A 16,385-nucleotide genomic window follows, 5' to 3' on the forward strand; every position below is an offset into this window, starting at 1 on the left:
CACGCGTGTCCCTCAGGGGCCGTGCGCATCTCCTCGCGGGCCGTGCACGCGCGCGTGGCTAGTCGTCACCGTCCTCCAGCCAGCCGAAGCTCTTCTCCACCGCCTTGCGCCAGTTGTGGTACTCGCGCTCGCGCACCGAGTCCTCCATCGACGGCCTCCACTCGGCGTCCTCCTGCCAGTGCGCCTTCAGTTCGTCCAGGTCGTTCCACACCCCGGTGGCCAGTCCCGCGGCGTAGGCCGCGCCCAGGCAGGTGGTCTCGGAGACCTTGGGCCGGATCACCGGCACCCCGAGCACGTCGGCCTGGTGCTGCATGAGGAGGTTGTTCTTCGTCATGCCTCCGTCCACCTTCAGGCTGGTGATCTCCACGCCCGAGTCCTGGAACATGGCGTCCACGACCTCACGGGTCTGCCAGCTGGTGGCCTCCAGCACCGCACGCGCGAGGTGCGCCTTGGTCACGTACCGGGTCAGCCCGGTGACGACACCACGTGCGTCCGAGCGCCAGTACGGCGCGAACAGTCCGGAGAACGCGGGCACGATGTACGCGCCGCCGTTGTCCTCGACGCTCGCCGCGAGCGGCTCGATCTCGTCAGCCGTGCGGATGATGCCGAGCTGGTCGCGGAACCACTGCACCAGCGCACCCGTTATCGCGATGGCGCCCTCCAGGCAGTAGACCGGAGCCTCGTCCCCGATCTTGTAGCCCATCGTCGTCAGCAGTCCGCTCTTGGAGGGCACCGGCCGGTTGCCCGTGTTGAGCAGCAGGAAGCTGCCCGTGCCGTAGGTGTTCTTGGCGGTGCCCACGTCGTAGCAGCACTGCCCGAACACGGCCGCCTGCTGGTCGCCCAGCGCGGAGGCCACGGGCACGCCGCCGAGCTGGCCGATGGCGGTGCCGTACACCTCCGCCGAGGACCGGATCTCCGGCAGCACCGCTTCCGGCACGTTCATCGCCGACAGGATGGACGGATCCCACTGCAGGGTCTCGAGGTTCATCAGCATGGTCCGCCCGGCGTTGGTCACGTCGGTGACGTGCCGTCCGCCGTCGGTGCCGCCGGTGAGGTTCCAGATGAGCCAGGAGTCGATGGTGCCGAAGGCGATCTCCCCACGCTCGGCGCGGGTGCGCAGGTCGGGCACGTTGTCGAGCAGCCAGGCGGCCTTGGGCCCGGAGAAGTAGCTGGCCAGCGGCAGTCCGGTCTGCTCGCGGAAGCGGTCCTGCCCGTCGGATCCGCCCAGTTCGCGGCAGAGCCCGGCGGTGCGGGTGTCCTGCCAGACGATGGCGTTGTGCACGGGCTTGCCGGTGGCGCGGTCCCACAGGACGGTCGTCTCGCGCTGGTTGGTGATGCCGAGGGCGCTCAGCTGGTCGGCACGCAGGCCGGCTTTGGCGACTGCCCCGGCGACCACCGCCTGCACCTTCGACCAGATCTCGGTGGCGTCGTGCTCGACCCAACCGGGCTTCGGGAAGATCTGGCGGTGCTCGCGCTGGTCCACGGCGACGATCTCGCCGGAGTGGTTGAAAATGATGCAGCGGCTCGACGTGGTGCCCTGGTCGATGGCGGCGACGTACTTCTCGGCGTTGTCCGTCATGGCTACCCCTTGTGCTTCGGCTCAGCAGGCTGGGTGGTGGACGAGGCCCGCGCTGTGTCCTTCCGTCGGCGGGCCGGCGGCCGGTTTCCAGAATCGCCCCGATCGGCGAGCGGTGCCTCCGCTGCGCATGGCGGCTCCCGGGTCCGGCGATGATCAACCTCGGTGCTCCGTGCAGGGTGCGCTTTCCGTGCGGCTTCGGTCGCGGGCGGGTCACCTGCGCGCCCCGCCCGGCGTCCGCCCGTGACGAGCGTGCCGTCGCAGCCGACCCGCCCCGAGACAGGCCTGGTACGCAGAGAGCCCACACGGCACGGTGCGTGATTCGCCGAGAATGTACGGCGATGTCGGCTGACAACGGGAAGTCTTCCCCGGTGCTCAGGGAGCGTCAAGGTCGGCGACCGCACGCGTTGGGCCCCTCACGCACCGGCATCGACCGCCCGTTCGAGGAACTGTCCGGGGCCGACGCTCACACATCCCCGCCCGCCGTGTCCCTGCCTGGGCGCCATCGGCTTCCCTCGCGGCTCACGGCGGCCCCTCACGCCCTCCGGAACGTAGGCCGCCTCCGGCCCGCCCGGCGGGCCCAAAAGGCCGCCAGGGGCGCAGATGTGCCCTCCTCGCCCCGAAAGGCCCTCAGGCTCGCCCCGGAAGGCCGCTCAGAACGCCACCAAGGCCGTCCAGAGACGCGGAAATGGCCTCCTCGTCCGGGGAAGCCCCGAAGCCTCCGAAAGCCCCTCAGGACGCCACCGGAGCCCCCTCGGCCCCTCGCAGGACCTCATGACCGGCCAGGCCGGCGCGGCCCAGCACCCAGCTCGCCCCGCGCAGCGCCTTCGCGGCCTTCTTCAACGGCGCCAGGGACGCCGCCGCCTGCCGGTGGTCGCTGACGGTCCCTGGCGCGCACACCACGGTGGCCAGGGACAGCGTCACCGGCAGGCCGCCGGCCGCCCACGGCGCGTCCAGTACGGCCGCCGCCAGCGAACCGAGGCCGTCCGGATCGGCGAGCACCAGGAAGTCGTCCCCGCCGATGTGCCCCACGCGCGTGGCGCCGGACGCGGCCCGCTGCAGCGCCCGCCCGACCGAGCGGATCAGCTCATCGCCGGCCGCGAACCCGGCCCCGTCGTTGACCTGCTTGAAGTGGTCGACGTCCAGCCAGCTCAGCGCGAACGCCCGCCCGGCCGCGATGCGGCGGTCCACCTCGCCGGTGATGGCGTCCGAGCCGGGCAGCCGGGTCAGCGGGTTGAGCCCGGCGGCCTCCTCCACCCGGCTCTCGGCGAGCGCCCGCACCAGGTCCGCGAGTCGTACGACGCCCACGCACCGCCCGCCCGCGTCGACGACCGCGACATCGTCCGAGGTGCGGTCGCGCCCGCCGACCGCCACGACGTCCAGCACCTCCCACGCGGTGGCGTCGATCCCGACCGTCCGCGGGGGATCCCCGAGCTTGGCCGCGGGACGGTCGGCGTACAGGGCGTGGCCGTACCGCCCGGACATCGTCAGCAGGAAGCGTGAGCGGTGCACCGACCGCACCGGCACCCCGGCACGGTCCACCAGCAGCACCCCCGACACGTCGGGCGACCCGGTCAGCAGATCCCGCACCCGGCCCGCGGAGGCGTCGGCGGGCAGCAGTGCGGCCGGGCGGACGAACTGCCGGACCGGCGGCCCCGAGCGGGGCGGCGGGACGAGGCCGGGGGAGCGGGGCGGAACGTAGACGTCCGCGGCGGGCAGCCGCGCCGGCGGCGCGAACAGCTCGCCCTGGGCCAGCTGCGCACCGGCCGTCAGCGCCGCGCTGCACTGGGACTCCGTCTCCACGCCCTCCACGGCCAGCAGGGCGCCCAGTTCGTCGCACAGCGTCCGCATCGCCCGCACCGCCGCGGGCCGCGCCAGCAGTGACGCGTCGAGCTTCACCAGCTCGGGGGAGAGGTCCGTGAGCAGCCGCAGCGGCACGTCCCCGTCCCCGACCCCGTCGGCGCTGATCCGGAAGCCCTGGCGGCGCAGCACGCCCACTGCCTCCAGCAGGGCCCGCTGCGGCACGTGCGTGTACGGCGGGCCGATGTCGACGGTCACCTCCCAGGGCAGCCGGCCGGCCTCGCGCACCGCGTCGTGCAACCCGGCCAGCCCGCCGAGATCGGCCAGGGTCCCCGCGAAGACGTTCACCTGCAACGGCAGCAGCGTCTCCTTGTGCACGGCCGCGCGGAACGCCGACATCGCGAGCTGCCCGTCCAGTTCCGGATCGCGGCGGGCCTCGGCCAGGATGTCGCCGACCTCCGGGCGGGCAAGGATCTCCAGGCCCGCGACCCCGCCGGTGGCGAGGTTGACCACCGGTTGGAAAGCGAAGCGGAGAGTATCCGTCCAGGAGCGCACGGGAGCATGATGGCGCCGCGGGAGCGCGCCCAGGCGCAGTTCATGAGACGTTCACGCAGGATTCCCGAGCGATCACTCAGCGTAGGATGGGGACCCCCGTCCCCGTCCGGCGGCCGCTGATGCGGGTAATCGGCTGCCCGCCCGCCCACGTACCTGGTAGATGCAAGGGGCATGACACGACTGCCCCGTCTGGCGCGTGCGCTGATCACCGCGCTCACCGCCCTGCTGACCGTGCCCCTGGCCTCCGCCACCGCCCGGGCGTCCACAGAGCCCAAGGCCCCCGCGGACTTCGTCGCGCTGAGAGCCGTGGACGCGACGATCCTCCAGGAGATCCGTTACTTCACGCCGCACAACTTCGTCGGGGAACGCATCGACGGCTACGAGCAGCCGATGTGCATCCTCACGCGGCCCGCCGCCCAGGCGCTCCACCTCGCGCAGCAGAGGCTGCTGCGCGAGGGCTACAGCCTCAAGGTGTACGACTGCTACCGGCCGCAGCGGGCCGTCGACCACTTCGTGCGGTGGGCGAAGGACCTCGACGACCAGCGGATGAAGGCCGAGTTCTACCCGCACGTCGACAAGACCCGGCTGTTCGCCGACGGGTACATCGCGGAGAAGTCCGGCCACAGCCGGGGCTCGACCATGGACCTCACGATCGTGCGGCTGCCCGCCCGGCCGACGCACCCTTACGTGCCGGGGCAACCGCTCGTGCCCTGTTACGCCCCCAAGAAGGAGCGCTTTCCGGACAACTCCCTCGACATGGGGACCGGATTCGACTGCTTCGACACTCTTTCCCACACCCTCGATCCGCGTGTCCAGGGCGAGCAGCGTGCCAACCGGCTACTCCTGAAGACCACCCTCGAGAGCCTCGGCTTCGTGAACCTCGCCGAGGAGTGGTGGCACTACACCTACAAGCCCGAGCCCTACCCCGGCACCTACTTCGACTTCCCCGTCTCCGCCAAGTCGCTCACGAAGGAACGGCCAACCGCCTGAAGTCGGCCATGAAGGTACTTCCAACCGCCTGAAGTCGGCGCCCTCTCCGATCGGATACAGTCCGCGCGTGTCCGAAATCCAGCACTCCACTTCCAACTCCGGTCCCGGCTCCCACTGTTCGAGCTGTGGCACGCCCTATGGAGAGGGCGTCACCGACTGGCCGCGCACCTGCTCGGGCTGCGGCACGGTCGCCTACCGCAACCCGCTGCCCGTGGCGATCGCCCTGCAGCCCGTGTACGACACACAGGGCACCGCCCTGGTCGTGATCACCCGGACCGTCGCACCCGCGCGCGGGGGCATCGCCCTGCCCGGCGGGTACGTCGACGACCGGGAGGACTGGCGGCAGGCCGTCGTCCGCGAGCTCAAGGAGGAGACGGGCATCGACGCGGCCGGCCGCGACGTCCGCCTGGTCGATGCCATGAGTTCTCCCGACGGCCACCTGCTGCTGTTCGGGCTGCTGCCCGAGCGCCCCGCCGAAGGGCTGCCGCCGTCGGCGGCCACCAACGAGACGCAGGGCTGGCACCTCCTGCGCCGCCCGGAGCAGCTCGCGTTCCCGCTGCACACGGCGGCCGTCCGGGCCTGGTTCGAGGGCCGCTACGTCTGAGCGACAGCGTTGCGCGTACCCGCACGTCAGCGCGGGCCGAGCCCCCGCACCCGGACCGGAAGGGACGGCTCGCGCAGACCGTCCTGGCCCTGAAGCCGCACGACCACGCGCGTGCCCTCCCAGCGGGTGACGTACCGCTCGATCTCCGCCTCGTCCCAGCCGTCACCCGTGTCCGCCACCACCAGCCCGCCCCCCGAACGGCCCGGCGCCGGCGCCCACACCTCCAGCGCCGGCCGCCCGTCGTCGCCGCGCACCGGCAGCACGGCACCCGCGCGTGCCAGCACCGGGATCCGCGACAGCGGCGCATCGAGCACCACCCGGCCGGGCCCCTCGTACGCCCGTCCCGTGGCCGTGTCGTACCAGCGGCCACGAGGCAGTTGCACCGCGCGCCGGTCCGCCCCCGGGTCGAACACCGGCGCCACCAGCAGGCAGTCACCGAGCAGAAAGGCGTCCTCACAACCGCGCAGCGCCCGGTCCTCAGGGGCACCCCACCACAGGGGCCGCACATACGGAGCGCCGGTACGCCGGGCCAGGTGCGCGAGGGTCACGAAGTACGGCCGCAGACGCCGGCGCTCCACCAGCGCCACGCGCGCGTGCTCGAGTACGTCGGCCCCGAACTCCCACGGCTCCCTGCGGCCCGCGTCCATGCTCGCGTGCGTGCGGAACAGCGGCAGATACGCGGCCAGCTGGAACCACCGCAGAAACAGCTCCGGCGACGGACTGCCGTCGAACCCGCCGACGTCCGGACCCGAGTACGGCACCCCGCACAGCCCGAGGCCGAGCACGAGCGACAAGGACGCCCGCAGCCCGGGCCAGCCGGTGGCGACGTCGCCGGACCAGGTCCCGCCGTACCGCTGCATCCCCGCCCACCCGGAACGCGAGAACAGGAAGGGGCGCTCGCGGGGTGTCAGCTCGCGCAGGCCCTCGTACGCTGCACGCGCCATGCACAGGGCGTAGACGTTGTGCGCCTCGCGGTGGTCGCCGCCGCGCCCCTCCAGGCAGTGCCGGGCCGATCGCGGCAGTGTCGACTCGCCGAAGGCCGTGAACGACGTCGGCTCGTTCATGTCGTGCCAGAAGCCCGCGAAGCCCTGGGTGAGTCGTTCCGCGTACAGTCCGCCCCACCACTTGCGCACGCGTGCCTGCGTGAAGTCCGGGAACACCGCGCCCCCCGGCCACACCACCCCCTCGACGAGCTGCCCGGAGGCGTCCCGCACGAACACGTCCAGGTCCTCGCCACCGTCGTACAAGTCGTTGCCCGGGGCGGCCTTGACGGCCGGGTCCACGATCGAGACCAGACGGATCCCGTCCCGGCGCAGCTCCTCGGCGAGCTGCGGCAGCGCCGGGAAGCGCTCCCGGTCGACGGTGAACACCTGGTGGCCGTCGAAGTGGTCGATGTCGAGGTGGACGGCGTCGAGCGGCAGACCGCGCTCCTGGTAGCCCGCGACGATCCGCCGTACCTCCTGCTCGCTGCCGAAGCCCCAGCGGGCGTGCTGGTGGCCGAGCGCCCACGCGGGCGGCAGGGCGGGCGCCCCGGTCAGCGAGGCCCAGGCGAGCAGCACGCGCGCGGGAGTGCCCACCATCACCCAGCAGCGCAGGGGACCTCCCTCGACGCGCAGCTCGCTGACCCCGGGCCGGTCGTGCCCCGACCCGGCTCCCTCCTCGCCCTCCCGCAGGGTCACCGTCCCGTCCCAGGAGTTGTCGTGGAACAGCAGGTGCGTCCCCGCGTCCGCCACCACCACCTGCACCGGCATGGTGATGTACAGCGGGTCGTCACCGGGGGCGAAGGCGTGCTCGGGGTCGGTGTTCCACAGGCGGTAGGTCCCGTTCCGCAGCCGGGGGCCGCTCGCCCGTCCGCCGAGGCCGAAGAACCGCGCGTCCGGGGCCACCTCGGAGCGCACCATCCAGCGGCCCGCGCCGCCGTCGGCCGGCTCCCACCACCTGGGCGGATCCTCGCGGCGCAGTGTCACCCCGCCGGGCGTGCGGATCTCCACGGCGCCGTGCCGCGAGACGGCGACCGTCACCCGCTCGGCCACCACCCGCCAGCCGCCGTCCTTGTCCGGCTCCAGCGACGCCCGGGGGTCGGGCTCCGGGCAGCGGCCCGCCAGGGCGTACGACGGCTCCGCGCCGGCCCCGTCCCAGCCCCAGAACGCGGCCCCGTTGACGGCGACGAGAAGGCGCAGCTCCGAGCGGCCGAAACGGATGACGCCGCCGCCCGGCCCGGGTTCCACCTCCTGGATGATGCCGGGCACTCGCGCCCGTTCGGCCCCGCGCCGTGGCAGCCCGACGGCGTCGGCCCGCCTCCTGCGCCACGCCGCCCGCACGGTACGCAATCCCTGGGCCGTCCCCACCGAACCGACCAGCTTCATCGAACGCACCAGGTCACGACCGTCCATGCTGCTCACCCTGCCATTGACCGGCCCACGCGCGTGCGTCGTTCAACTGCCGTTCACCCGTGATCGGACCACATCTTCACGACACGAACTATGTGCGGCGAACCCTGGTGCAGAAGACGATCACATGGCATCGTCCGTTCCAGCCGCGTCACGCGCACACCCCAGCCCGTGCGCGGAGGACGCACACGACGCGCACAGCCCGGGAGCCGCCCCCATGACGACCGTGAACCCGCAACCGCTCTGGCAGCCGGATCCGGAGCGCATCGCCCAAGCCCAGGTGACCAGGTTCCAGACCTGGGCGGCCGAGCACCACGGCGCACCCGCCGACGGCGGCTACGCGGCGCTGCAGCGCTGGTCCGTCGACGACCTCGAGTCCTTCTGGACGGCCGTCACCCAGTGGTTCGACGTACGGTTCACCACGCCGTACACGCGCGTGCTCGGTGACCGCGCCATGCCCGGGGCCCAGTGGTTCCCCGGGGCGACCCTCAACTACGCCGAGCACGCCCTGCGCGCGGCCGCCGACCGAGCCGACGCGCCGGCGCTGCTCCACGTCGACGAGACCCACGAAGCGCGCCCGGTGACCTGGGGCGAGCTGCGCCGCCAGGTCGGCTCCCTCGCCGCCGAGCTGCGCGCTCTCGGCGTACGCCCCGGAGACCGGGTCAGCGGCTATCTGCCCAACATCCCGCAGGCCGTCGTCGCCCTGCTCGCGACGGCCGCCGTCGGCGCCGTATGGACGTCCTGCGCCCCCGACTTCGGCGCCCGCAGTGTCCTCGACCGCTTCCAGCAGGTGGAACCGGTCGTACTGTTCACCGTGGACGGCTACCGCTACGGCGGCAAGGAACACGACCGCCGTGACACCGTCGCCGAGCTGCGCCGCGAGCTGCCCACGCTGCGGGCCGTGGTGCACATCCCGCTGCTGGGCACCGAGGCTCCCGAGGGGGCGCTCGAGTGGTCGGCGCTGACCGCGGCGGACACCGAGCCGGTCTTCGAGCCGGTGCCCTTCGACCACCCGCTGTGGGTCCTGTACTCCTCCGGCACGACCGGCCTGCCCAAGGCCATCGTCCAGTCGCAGGGCGGCATCCTGGTCGAGCACCTCAAGCAGCTCGGCCTGCACTGCGACCTCGGCCCCGAGGACCGTTTCTTCTGGTACACCTCGACCGGCTGGATGATGTGGAACTTCCTCGTCTCCGGCCTGCTGACCGGCACCACGATCGTTCTGTACGACGGCAGCCCGGGCTACCCCGACACCGGCGCCCAGTGGCGGGTCGCGGAACGCACGGGCGCCACCCTCTACGGCACGTCCGCCGCGTACGTCATGGCCTGCCGCAAGGCCGGCGTGCACCCCGCGCGGGACTTCGACCTCTCCCGCGTGCGGTGCGTCGCCACCACGGGCTCCCCGCTGCCCCCGGACGGCTTCCGCTGGCTGCACGACGAGGTGCGCGACGACCTGTGGATCGCCTCGGTCAGCGGCGGCACGGACGTGTGCTCCTGCTTCGCGGGCGCCGTTCCGACCCTCCCGGTGTACATCGGCGAACTCCAGGCCCCCTGCCTGGGCACCGACCTGCAGTCCTGGGACCCCAGTGGCAAGCCCCTGACCGACGAGGTCGGCGAGCTGGTCGTCACCAACCCGATGCCGTCGATGCCGATCTACTTCTGGAACGACCCCGACGGCAGCCGCTACCACGACAGCTACTTCGACACCTATCCCGGCGTGTGGCGCCACGGCGACTGGATCACCGTCACCTCACGCGGCTCGGTGATCATCCACGGCCGCTCGGACTCCACCCTGAACCGCCAGGGCGTGCGCATGGGCTCGGCCGACATCTACGAGGCCGTCGAGCGCCTGCCGGAGATCCGGGAGTCCCTCGTCATCGGCGTCGAGCAGCCCGACGGCGGTTACTGGATGCCGCTGTTCGTGCACCTGGCTCCGGGAGCGGTGCTGGACGACGCGCTCACCGACCGGATCAAGCGCACGATCCGCGAGCAGCTGTCCCCGCGCCACGTCCCCGACGAGATCATCGAGGTGCCCGGGGTCCCGCACACCCTCACCGGCAAGCGCATCGAGGTCCCGGTCAAGCGCCTCCTGCAGGGCACCTCCCTGGAGAAGGCCGTCAACCCGGGCTCCATCGACAACCTCGACCTGCTGCACTTCTACGAGGACCTGGCCCGCAAGCGCGCCTGAGGCCCGCGAGCCGGCTGCTGCGCCTCAGCCGCCGTAGGTGGCCTCGGACTCGCCCAGTACGGCGGCGAAGTCCGAGGCCAGCCGCGCGGCGTCGGCGCCCTCCAGCTCGGCGACCGAGATGCGCACCCCCGCGGGCGACGCCATCCGGAACCGGGCGCCGGCCGCGACCCACCAGCCGTACGACCGCAGCCCGTTCACCACAGCGGACTCGTCCCGGACGGGCACCCACAGATTCATCCCGCTCGCCCCGTGTGCGACGATGCCCCGCTCCGCGAGCGCGCCCTTCAGCGCCTGTCGTCGATGCCCGTACTCTCCACGCGCGCGTGCCACCAACGCCCGCGTGCCCGAGTCCGTCATCAACCCGTGCACGGTCTCCTGCAGCAGGTGGCTCACCCACCCCGACGTCAGCAGCAGTCTGCCGTCGTGCCGGGCCAGCGTCACCGGATCACAGGCCGCCGCCGCCCAGCGCAGGTCCGTCCCGAGGAACTTGCTCACTGTCCGCACATGCACCCAGCGCGCGATCCCTGAGGCGGTGAGCGTCCACAGCGGGGCGTCGGCGACCGCGGAGGCATGGTCGTTCTCCACGACCAACAGGTCACCGGCCCCCCGCAGCACCTCCGCGAGCGCGTCCCTGCGCGCCGCCGAGAAACAGCCGCCGTAGGGATTCTGCGCCCGTGGGCTGTACACGACGGCGCGCGTTCCCGCGCGCAGCGCGTCGCGCAGGGCGTCCGGCCGCATCCCCTCGTCATCCACCCCCACCGGCACGATCCGCAGTCCGAGCGCGGCGACCAGGTCCAGCAGATGGTGATAGCCGGGGTCCTCCATCGCCACGGCGTCCCCGGGGCGCAGCTCCACCGACAACAGCCGCCCGATCAGATCGAGCGCCCCATGGGCGAACGTCACGTGCTTCACGGGCACTCCGTCGGGCCGCAGCCAGTCACGCACTGCTTCCTCGAGGTGCGCCAGCCGGGGCGTCGAGCGGTGCGAACGCGCGCCGGGGGAGAGGCGGGACGGCGGTACGAGAGCGGGCAGCAAGCGGGGATCGGGGTGTCCGCCCGCCAGGTCGCGCAGGCCCTCCGGCACCTTGGGCGGCCGGCGGGAGGCGACCGACGGCGCCGGCGCCACCACCGTCCCGCCCCGGCCGCGCGTCACCACGATGCCGCGCTGTCGCAACTCCTTGTACGCCGTGGCGACCGTGCCCGGACTCACACCCAGTTCGTCCGCCAGCCGTCGCACCGGAGGCAGCGCGGCGCCCGGCGCCAACGCCCCCTCGGCCACGCACCGTTCCACGGACGCGGCAATTCCCTTGGCCGTCGTACCAGCGATCCCATATTGTGTTGCCACGTTGATAATTATGTATCAATACATAATGGGATGCAAGGGGGAGCCGTGCGCCGAACGCACCGGACAGCCAAGGGAAAGGCACGCATACCCGGAGGACCCGACGGGCGGACCATGCTGCTCATCGCCTTCGTCGACCGCATCGGCAGCGGACTGTGGGCCTCCGTCTCCGTCCTTTACTTCGCCTACGTCGCCCACCTGTCCCTCTCCCAGATCGGCACCCTCGCCGCAGCCGCCGGAGCCGTCGGCCTCGCGGGCTCCCCCCTCGGCGGACGGCTCGCCGACCGGTTCCCGATCACCAGGATCCTCGTCACCGTCCAGATCCTCCGGGCGATCGCCTCCTTCGCCCTGCTCACCACCGACCGCTTCGCCCTCCTGCTCCTCTTCTCCGCCGCCGGCAGCCTCGGCGACCGCGCCGCCAACGTCCTGACCAAGCTCTATGCCACCCGCATCGCCGGCCCCGACCGGGTCCGCTACCAAGCCCTGCACCGCACCCTCGCCAACGCCGGCTGGGCCCTCGGCGGCCTGGCCGCCGCAACCGCCCTCACCCTCGGCACCACCACCGCCTACCGTTGCCTGCTCACCGGCGACGCCCTCTCCTTCCTGCTCTGCGCGCTCCTCACCCTGCGCTGCGCCGAACCCCCCTCCGCCCACCGGACCGTCACCACGTCGGCCATGCCGTCCTCACCGGCCCCGGCCCACAGCCCTTGGCGCGACCGCACCTACCTCACCTACGTCGCCACCGAGACCGTCCTCTCCCTCGACGACGCCGTCTTCAAGATCGGTCTCCCCCTGTGGATCGCGCACGCCGGCAACGTTCCCCACGGCCTGGCCCCGCTCCTCCTCGTTCTCAACAACCTGATGGTCGTGGCCCTCCAAATCCCGCTGGCCCGGTTCGGCACCACGACCGCCGCCGCTCGCCGCCTCCTGCTCCCGCTCTCCGCCGCCTTCGCGCTGGGCGGCCTGACCATGGCGCTCTCGGCCAGCGGCACCACCGTCACCGCGATCGTCCTGCTCACGGCTGCGGCCGCCGCCTTCACCGTCGCCGAGATGCTGCACGCCACCATCTCCTGGGAACTCTCCGTCGCCCTCGCCCCCGACAGCGCTCTCGGCGCCTACCTCGGCGTCCACGGCCTCGCCCAGGCCGCCCAGCGCAGCGCCGGCCCGCTCGCGGTCACCGCGGCCATCGCCACGGGCCCCCTCGGCTGGACCCTCTTCGGCGCGGCCATCGCCCTGACCTGCGCAATCCAGCACCGGCTCGTCCGCGACCGACTCGGCGGGACCCCGTTGTCAGTGCCCCCGGTTACTGTGAGTGAGCACTGATCGACTGCGCACAGGGGGAAACATGGCGCACACCGACCGCCGGACCATGCGACGCGTCCTTCGCCGGGAAATCGCCGGCACCATCGGCCTGCTCACCGACGAACACGACTTCCGCGCCATGCGGCGCTACCGCAGCTTCACCTTCGACGACCACACCACCTACCTGCGCGAGGTCGAAGCCCTCCTCAGGGCCCGCGCCACCCAGGGCGGCCACACCACCGTCACCCTCTTCGACCCCGAGGAGTACGCCGCCTACTGCACGGAGCGCGGCCTGGACCCCGACAACCCCTCCCACCGCACTCGCTTCACCGCCGAACTCGCCACCACCGGCCCCACCATCCCCTACGAGGGACAACCCCTGAGCGAACTCCTCCCCGCCCTCGTCGACGAGGCAGTCCGCCAGGCCACCTGGGAGTACGCCGCCACTCTGCTGGCGCGCCTCGGCAAATGCGCCACCTGCGGCGAGGACATCGGACGCGCTGCTTTCACGCACGCCTCCGCGCTCCTCCTGCGCGTCCTCGACACCGCACCGCCCGGCAACCGGCATCTCGTCTGCAGCGTCTCCGGCCCACCGGAAACCCTCGTCGCCGTTCTCCACGCCGACCAGGACGACGACCGCGCCACCCAACTCGACGAAGCGGAAGCCCTCGAGTTCACCACCGTCCTCGCCCTGGGACTCGCCACCGACGGCCCCGGCGGCCTCGTCATGCGCACCAGCGCACCCGGCAGCCCGGACCGCATCTACGGATGGCGCCTGCGGGGCAACACACTCCACCCCCTGACCGCCGGCGAGGTCTTCGACGCCTACTGCACCGACATCGAGACCGGCGACCTCGTCTCCCCGGAATCCGACGTCGACTACTGCGAACCGCCCGACCTCGGCACCAGCGAGACACCGCACCACCACCGACCCTGACAACCGGCCCCAGCACAACACGAAGGGGCGCCCCGCCCGAAAGCGGAGCGCCCCTCCCTACGCAGCGTGCCGGACGCGGCTACTCGCCGGACAGCACCGCCTGAGCCGCGGCGCGCGCCTCCTCGGCACTGTCGGTGGCCCGGGCCGCCGCGGCCGCCCGCTCGCACTGCGCGAGCGTGTACTTCGCCAGGGTCGCCCGGACATAAGGAATCGACGCCGCACCCATGGAAAGGGAGGTGACACCCAGACCGGTCAGCACACATGCCAGCAGCGGGTCGGACGCGGCCTCACCGCAGACACCGCAGCTCTTGCCCTCGGCCTTCGCCGCCTCGGCGGACAGCGCGACCAGGTCGAGCAGCGCCGGCTGCCACGGGTCCTGCAGACGCGACACCGCACCCACCTGGCGGTCCGCGGCGAAGGTGTACTGCGCCAGGTCGTTCGTGCCCAGCGACAGGAACTCGACCTCCTGCAGGATCGAGCGCGCCCGCAGCGCTGCCGACGGGATCTCGACCATCGCGCCGAACTTCGCCCGCAGACCGGCCTCACGGCACGCGTCGGCGAACGCCTTGGCGTCGGTGCGGTCCGCCACCATCGGGGCCATGACCTCGAGGTAGACCGGAAGACCCTCGGCAGCCTTCGCCAGCGCCGTCAGCTGGGTGCGCAGCACCTCGGGGTGGTCGAGCAGGGTCCGCAGACCCCGCACGCCCAGCGCCGGATTCGGCTCGTCGCCGGGCGTCAGGAAGTCCAGCGGCTTGTCGGCCCCCGCGTCCAGCACCCGCACGACCACACGGCCCTCGGGAAACGCCTCGAGCACCTGCCGGTAGGAATCGACCTGCTTCTCCTCGGACGGCGCCTTCTTGCTGTCGTCCAGGAACAGGAACTCGGTACGGAACAGCCCGACACCCTCGGCACCGGCCTCCACCGCGGCGGCCACATCAGCGGGGCCGCCGATGTTGGCGAGCAGCGGCACCTTGTGCCCGTCGGCGGTGGCGCCCGGACCGGTCGCCGCGGCCAGCGCGGCCTTGCGGTCGGCCGCGGCAGCCTCCAGCTGTGCCTTCCGCTCCTCGGTCGGATTCACGAAGATCTCACCGGTGCTGCCGTCGACCGCGATCAGCGTGCCCTCGGCCAGTTCCCCGGCACCCGGCAGCGCGACCACGGCCGGCACCCCCAGGGCCCGCGCCAGGATCGCGCTGTGGCTGGTCGGACCGCCCTCCTCGGTGACGAAGCCGAGGACCAGTGTCGGGTCCAGCAGCGCCGTGTCGGCGGGCGCGAGATCCCGGGCCACGAGCACGTACGGCTCGTCGCTGTCCGGCACGCCGGGCATCGGCACCCCGAGCAGACGGGCGACGATACGGTTCCGCACGTCGTCGAGGTCGGCCACCCGGCCGGCCAGGTACTCGCCCGCCGCGGCCAGCAGCTCCCGGTACGAGGCGAACGCGTCGTACACGGCGCGCTCGGCCGTGCTGCCCACGGCGATACGACGGTCCACGTCCGCCATCAGCTCGGGATCCTGGGCCATCATGGCCTGCGCCTCGAGCACGGCCTGGGCTTCGCCCCCCGCCAGATTGCCGCGCGCCATCAGATCGGCAGCCACAGCCTCCACGGCCTTGCGGGCACGCCCCTGTTCGCGCTCCGCCTCCTCCGCCGGGATCTGCTTCGCCGGCGGTTCGAGCACCGCCGTTCCCATGTGCCGAACCTCGCCGATCGCCACACCGTGGCTCACGCCGACGCCTCGCAGCGTTGTCTCCATCTCACCCGTCTCCGATAGTGCGGCGGGTCCCGCCGCCGCGGTGGTTGTCCTACCAGCCGTCACAGGACGGCGCCGACGTCACTGCCAGACGAAGAGGCTGTCGCCGGTCTTCAGGTCGCCGTCCTCGCGAAGCTCGTGAAGCGCCTCGGCCGTGGCCTCCAGGGCGACCACCGGGCAGATCGGAGACTTGCCCGCGGCCTCCACGGCGGCCGGGTTCCAGCGCACGATGGCCTGGCCGCGCGTGACGGTGTCCCCCTTGTTGACGAGCAGCTCGAAGCCCTCGCCGTTCAGCTGCACGGTGTCGATGCCGAGATGCGTGAGCACGCCGTGCCCGCTCTCGTCGACGACCACGAAGGCGTGCGGGTGCAGAGAGACGATGACTCCGTCCACCGGCGCTACGGCCTCGGAGGCCTCACGGTCGGGGTCGATCGCGGTACCCGGGCCGACCATGGCCCCGGAGAAGACCGGATCCGGCACGGCCGCCAGTCCGATGGCACGTCCTGCAAGAGGGGACGTCACGGTGGTCATGGGAAACCTCCCAGGGGTGGAGATCAAAAGGGCCGTCTCGCCTGTCCCGGACGGCGCACTGAGCAGCAGGGTATGTCATAGGTAGTACCGGTTCCGCATGAGAGATCCGAATAGAGGTCTAGACCACATCTCCCACGGATTTGCACCGGCTCCGCGGCTCCGTGTACAGTCGTACTCCTGCGACCGGCTGAGTGATGCCAACGAGCATCATCGCCCGAGCAGCACCCCAACTTGTCAGATCCTATCTCGGATCACCTTCTGCATGCCCGCAGGACGGTGGTCGGGGGGCCGGAAAAAGCCTGGTAGAGTTGGAAACACCGAAGGGAAGCCCAGAGGAAAGCCCGAGAGGGTGAGTACAAAGGAAGCGACCGTTCCTTGAGAACTCAACAGCGTGCCAAAAGTCAACGCCAGATATGTTGATACCCCG

Annotated in this window: 12 protein-coding genes; 5 read left to right on the top strand and 7 right to left on the bottom strand. The window is 72.0% G+C overall.

All coding sequences use genetic code 11. From position 1 onward, the window contains the following. Window positions 1-58: 58 nt before the first annotated feature. Window positions 59-1,579 (bottom strand): glycerol kinase GlpK, encoded by a 1,521-nt coding sequence (gene glpK, locus ACZ67Q_RS22440; RefSeq protein ID WP_471184812.1) that lies wholly within the window; start codon window positions 1,577-1,579, stop codon window positions 59-61. Between the two features lie 729 nt (window positions 1,580-2,308). Continuing rightward, window positions 2,309-3,931, bottom strand: a complete 1,623-nt coding sequence (locus tag ACZ67Q_RS22445; protein WP_471184815.1) for an EAL domain-containing protein — start codon at window positions 3,929-3,931, stop codon at window positions 2,309-2,311. 171 nt (window positions 3,932-4,102) lie between these two features. Here ACZ67Q_RS22445 and ACZ67Q_RS22450 point away from each other — a divergent pair, with 171 nt between their 5' ends. Then, window positions 4,103-4,921 (top strand): M15 family metallopeptidase, encoded by an 819-nt coding sequence (locus tag ACZ67Q_RS22450; RefSeq protein ID WP_471184817.1) that lies wholly within the window; start codon window positions 4,103-4,105, stop codon window positions 4,919-4,921. Between the two features lie 67 nt (window positions 4,922-4,988). After that, a complete protein-coding gene (locus tag ACZ67Q_RS22455; RefSeq protein WP_471184820.1) occupies window positions 4,989-5,525 on the top strand; it encodes an NUDIX domain-containing protein in 537 nt (178 codons plus the stop codon). Window positions 5,526-5,551: 26 nt separating this feature from the next. Here the strand turns inward: ACZ67Q_RS22455 and ACZ67Q_RS22460 are convergent, their stop codons facing one another. After that, window positions 5,552-7,918: a glycoside hydrolase family 31 protein gene (locus ACZ67Q_RS22460; RefSeq protein ID WP_471184823.1), complete on the bottom strand. Its 2,367-nt coding sequence runs from the start codon at window positions 7,916-7,918 to the stop codon at window positions 5,552-5,554. A gap of 214 nt (window positions 7,919-8,132) precedes the next feature. On the opposite strand from ACZ67Q_RS22460, the gene ACZ67Q_RS22465 reads away from it, so the two are divergent. Then, window positions 8,133-10,100 carry an acetoacetate--CoA ligase gene (locus ACZ67Q_RS22465; protein ID WP_471184826.1) on the top strand — a complete coding sequence of 656 codons (1,968 nt, stop codon included), beginning with the start codon at window positions 8,133-8,135 and terminating at the stop codon, window positions 10,098-10,100. 24 nt (window positions 10,101-10,124) lie between these two features. On the opposite strand, the gene ACZ67Q_RS22470 is transcribed toward ACZ67Q_RS22465, so the two are convergent. Further along, window positions 10,125-11,444, bottom strand: coding sequence for an aminotransferase class I/II-fold pyridoxal phosphate-dependent enzyme (locus ACZ67Q_RS22470; protein ID WP_471184827.1), 1,320 nt, complete (start codon window positions 11,442-11,444; stop codon window positions 10,125-10,127). Between the two features lie 111 nt (window positions 11,445-11,555). On the opposite strand from ACZ67Q_RS22470, the gene ACZ67Q_RS22475 reads away from it, so the two are divergent. Continuing rightward, the gene (locus ACZ67Q_RS22475) at window positions 11,556-12,764 is read left to right on the top strand and encodes an MFS transporter (protein WP_471184828.1); all 1,209 of its coding nucleotides are present in this window, start codon (window positions 11,556-11,558) and stop codon (window positions 12,762-12,764) included. Window positions 12,765-12,786: 22 nt separating this feature from the next. Next, window positions 12,787-13,680, top strand: coding sequence for a hypothetical protein (locus ACZ67Q_RS22480; protein ID WP_471184830.1), 894 nt, complete (start codon window positions 12,787-12,789; stop codon window positions 13,678-13,680). A gap of 79 nt (window positions 13,681-13,759) precedes the next feature. Here the strand turns inward: ACZ67Q_RS22480 and ptsP are convergent, their stop codons facing one another. The 3 genes from ptsP to ACZ67Q_RS22495 all read right to left on the bottom strand — a co-directional run. After that, window positions 13,760-15,430: a phosphoenolpyruvate--protein phosphotransferase gene (gene ptsP / locus ACZ67Q_RS22485; protein WP_471184831.1), complete on the bottom strand. Its 1,671-nt coding sequence runs from the start codon at window positions 15,428-15,430 to the stop codon at window positions 13,760-13,762. A gap of 78 nt (window positions 15,431-15,508) precedes the next feature. Beyond that, window positions 15,509-15,958: a PTS sugar transporter subunit IIA gene (locus ACZ67Q_RS22490; protein ID WP_361637403.1), complete on the bottom strand. Its 450-nt coding sequence runs from the start codon at window positions 15,956-15,958 to the stop codon at window positions 15,509-15,511. Window positions 15,959-16,192: 234 nt separating this feature from the next. Next, a partial coding sequence (locus tag ACZ67Q_RS22495; protein ID WP_471184834.1) for a hypothetical protein occupies window positions 16,193-16,385 on the bottom strand: 193 nt, incomplete at its 5' end.

The sequence above is a fragment of the Streptomyces sp. NPDC036813 genome (assembly GCF_055609245.1).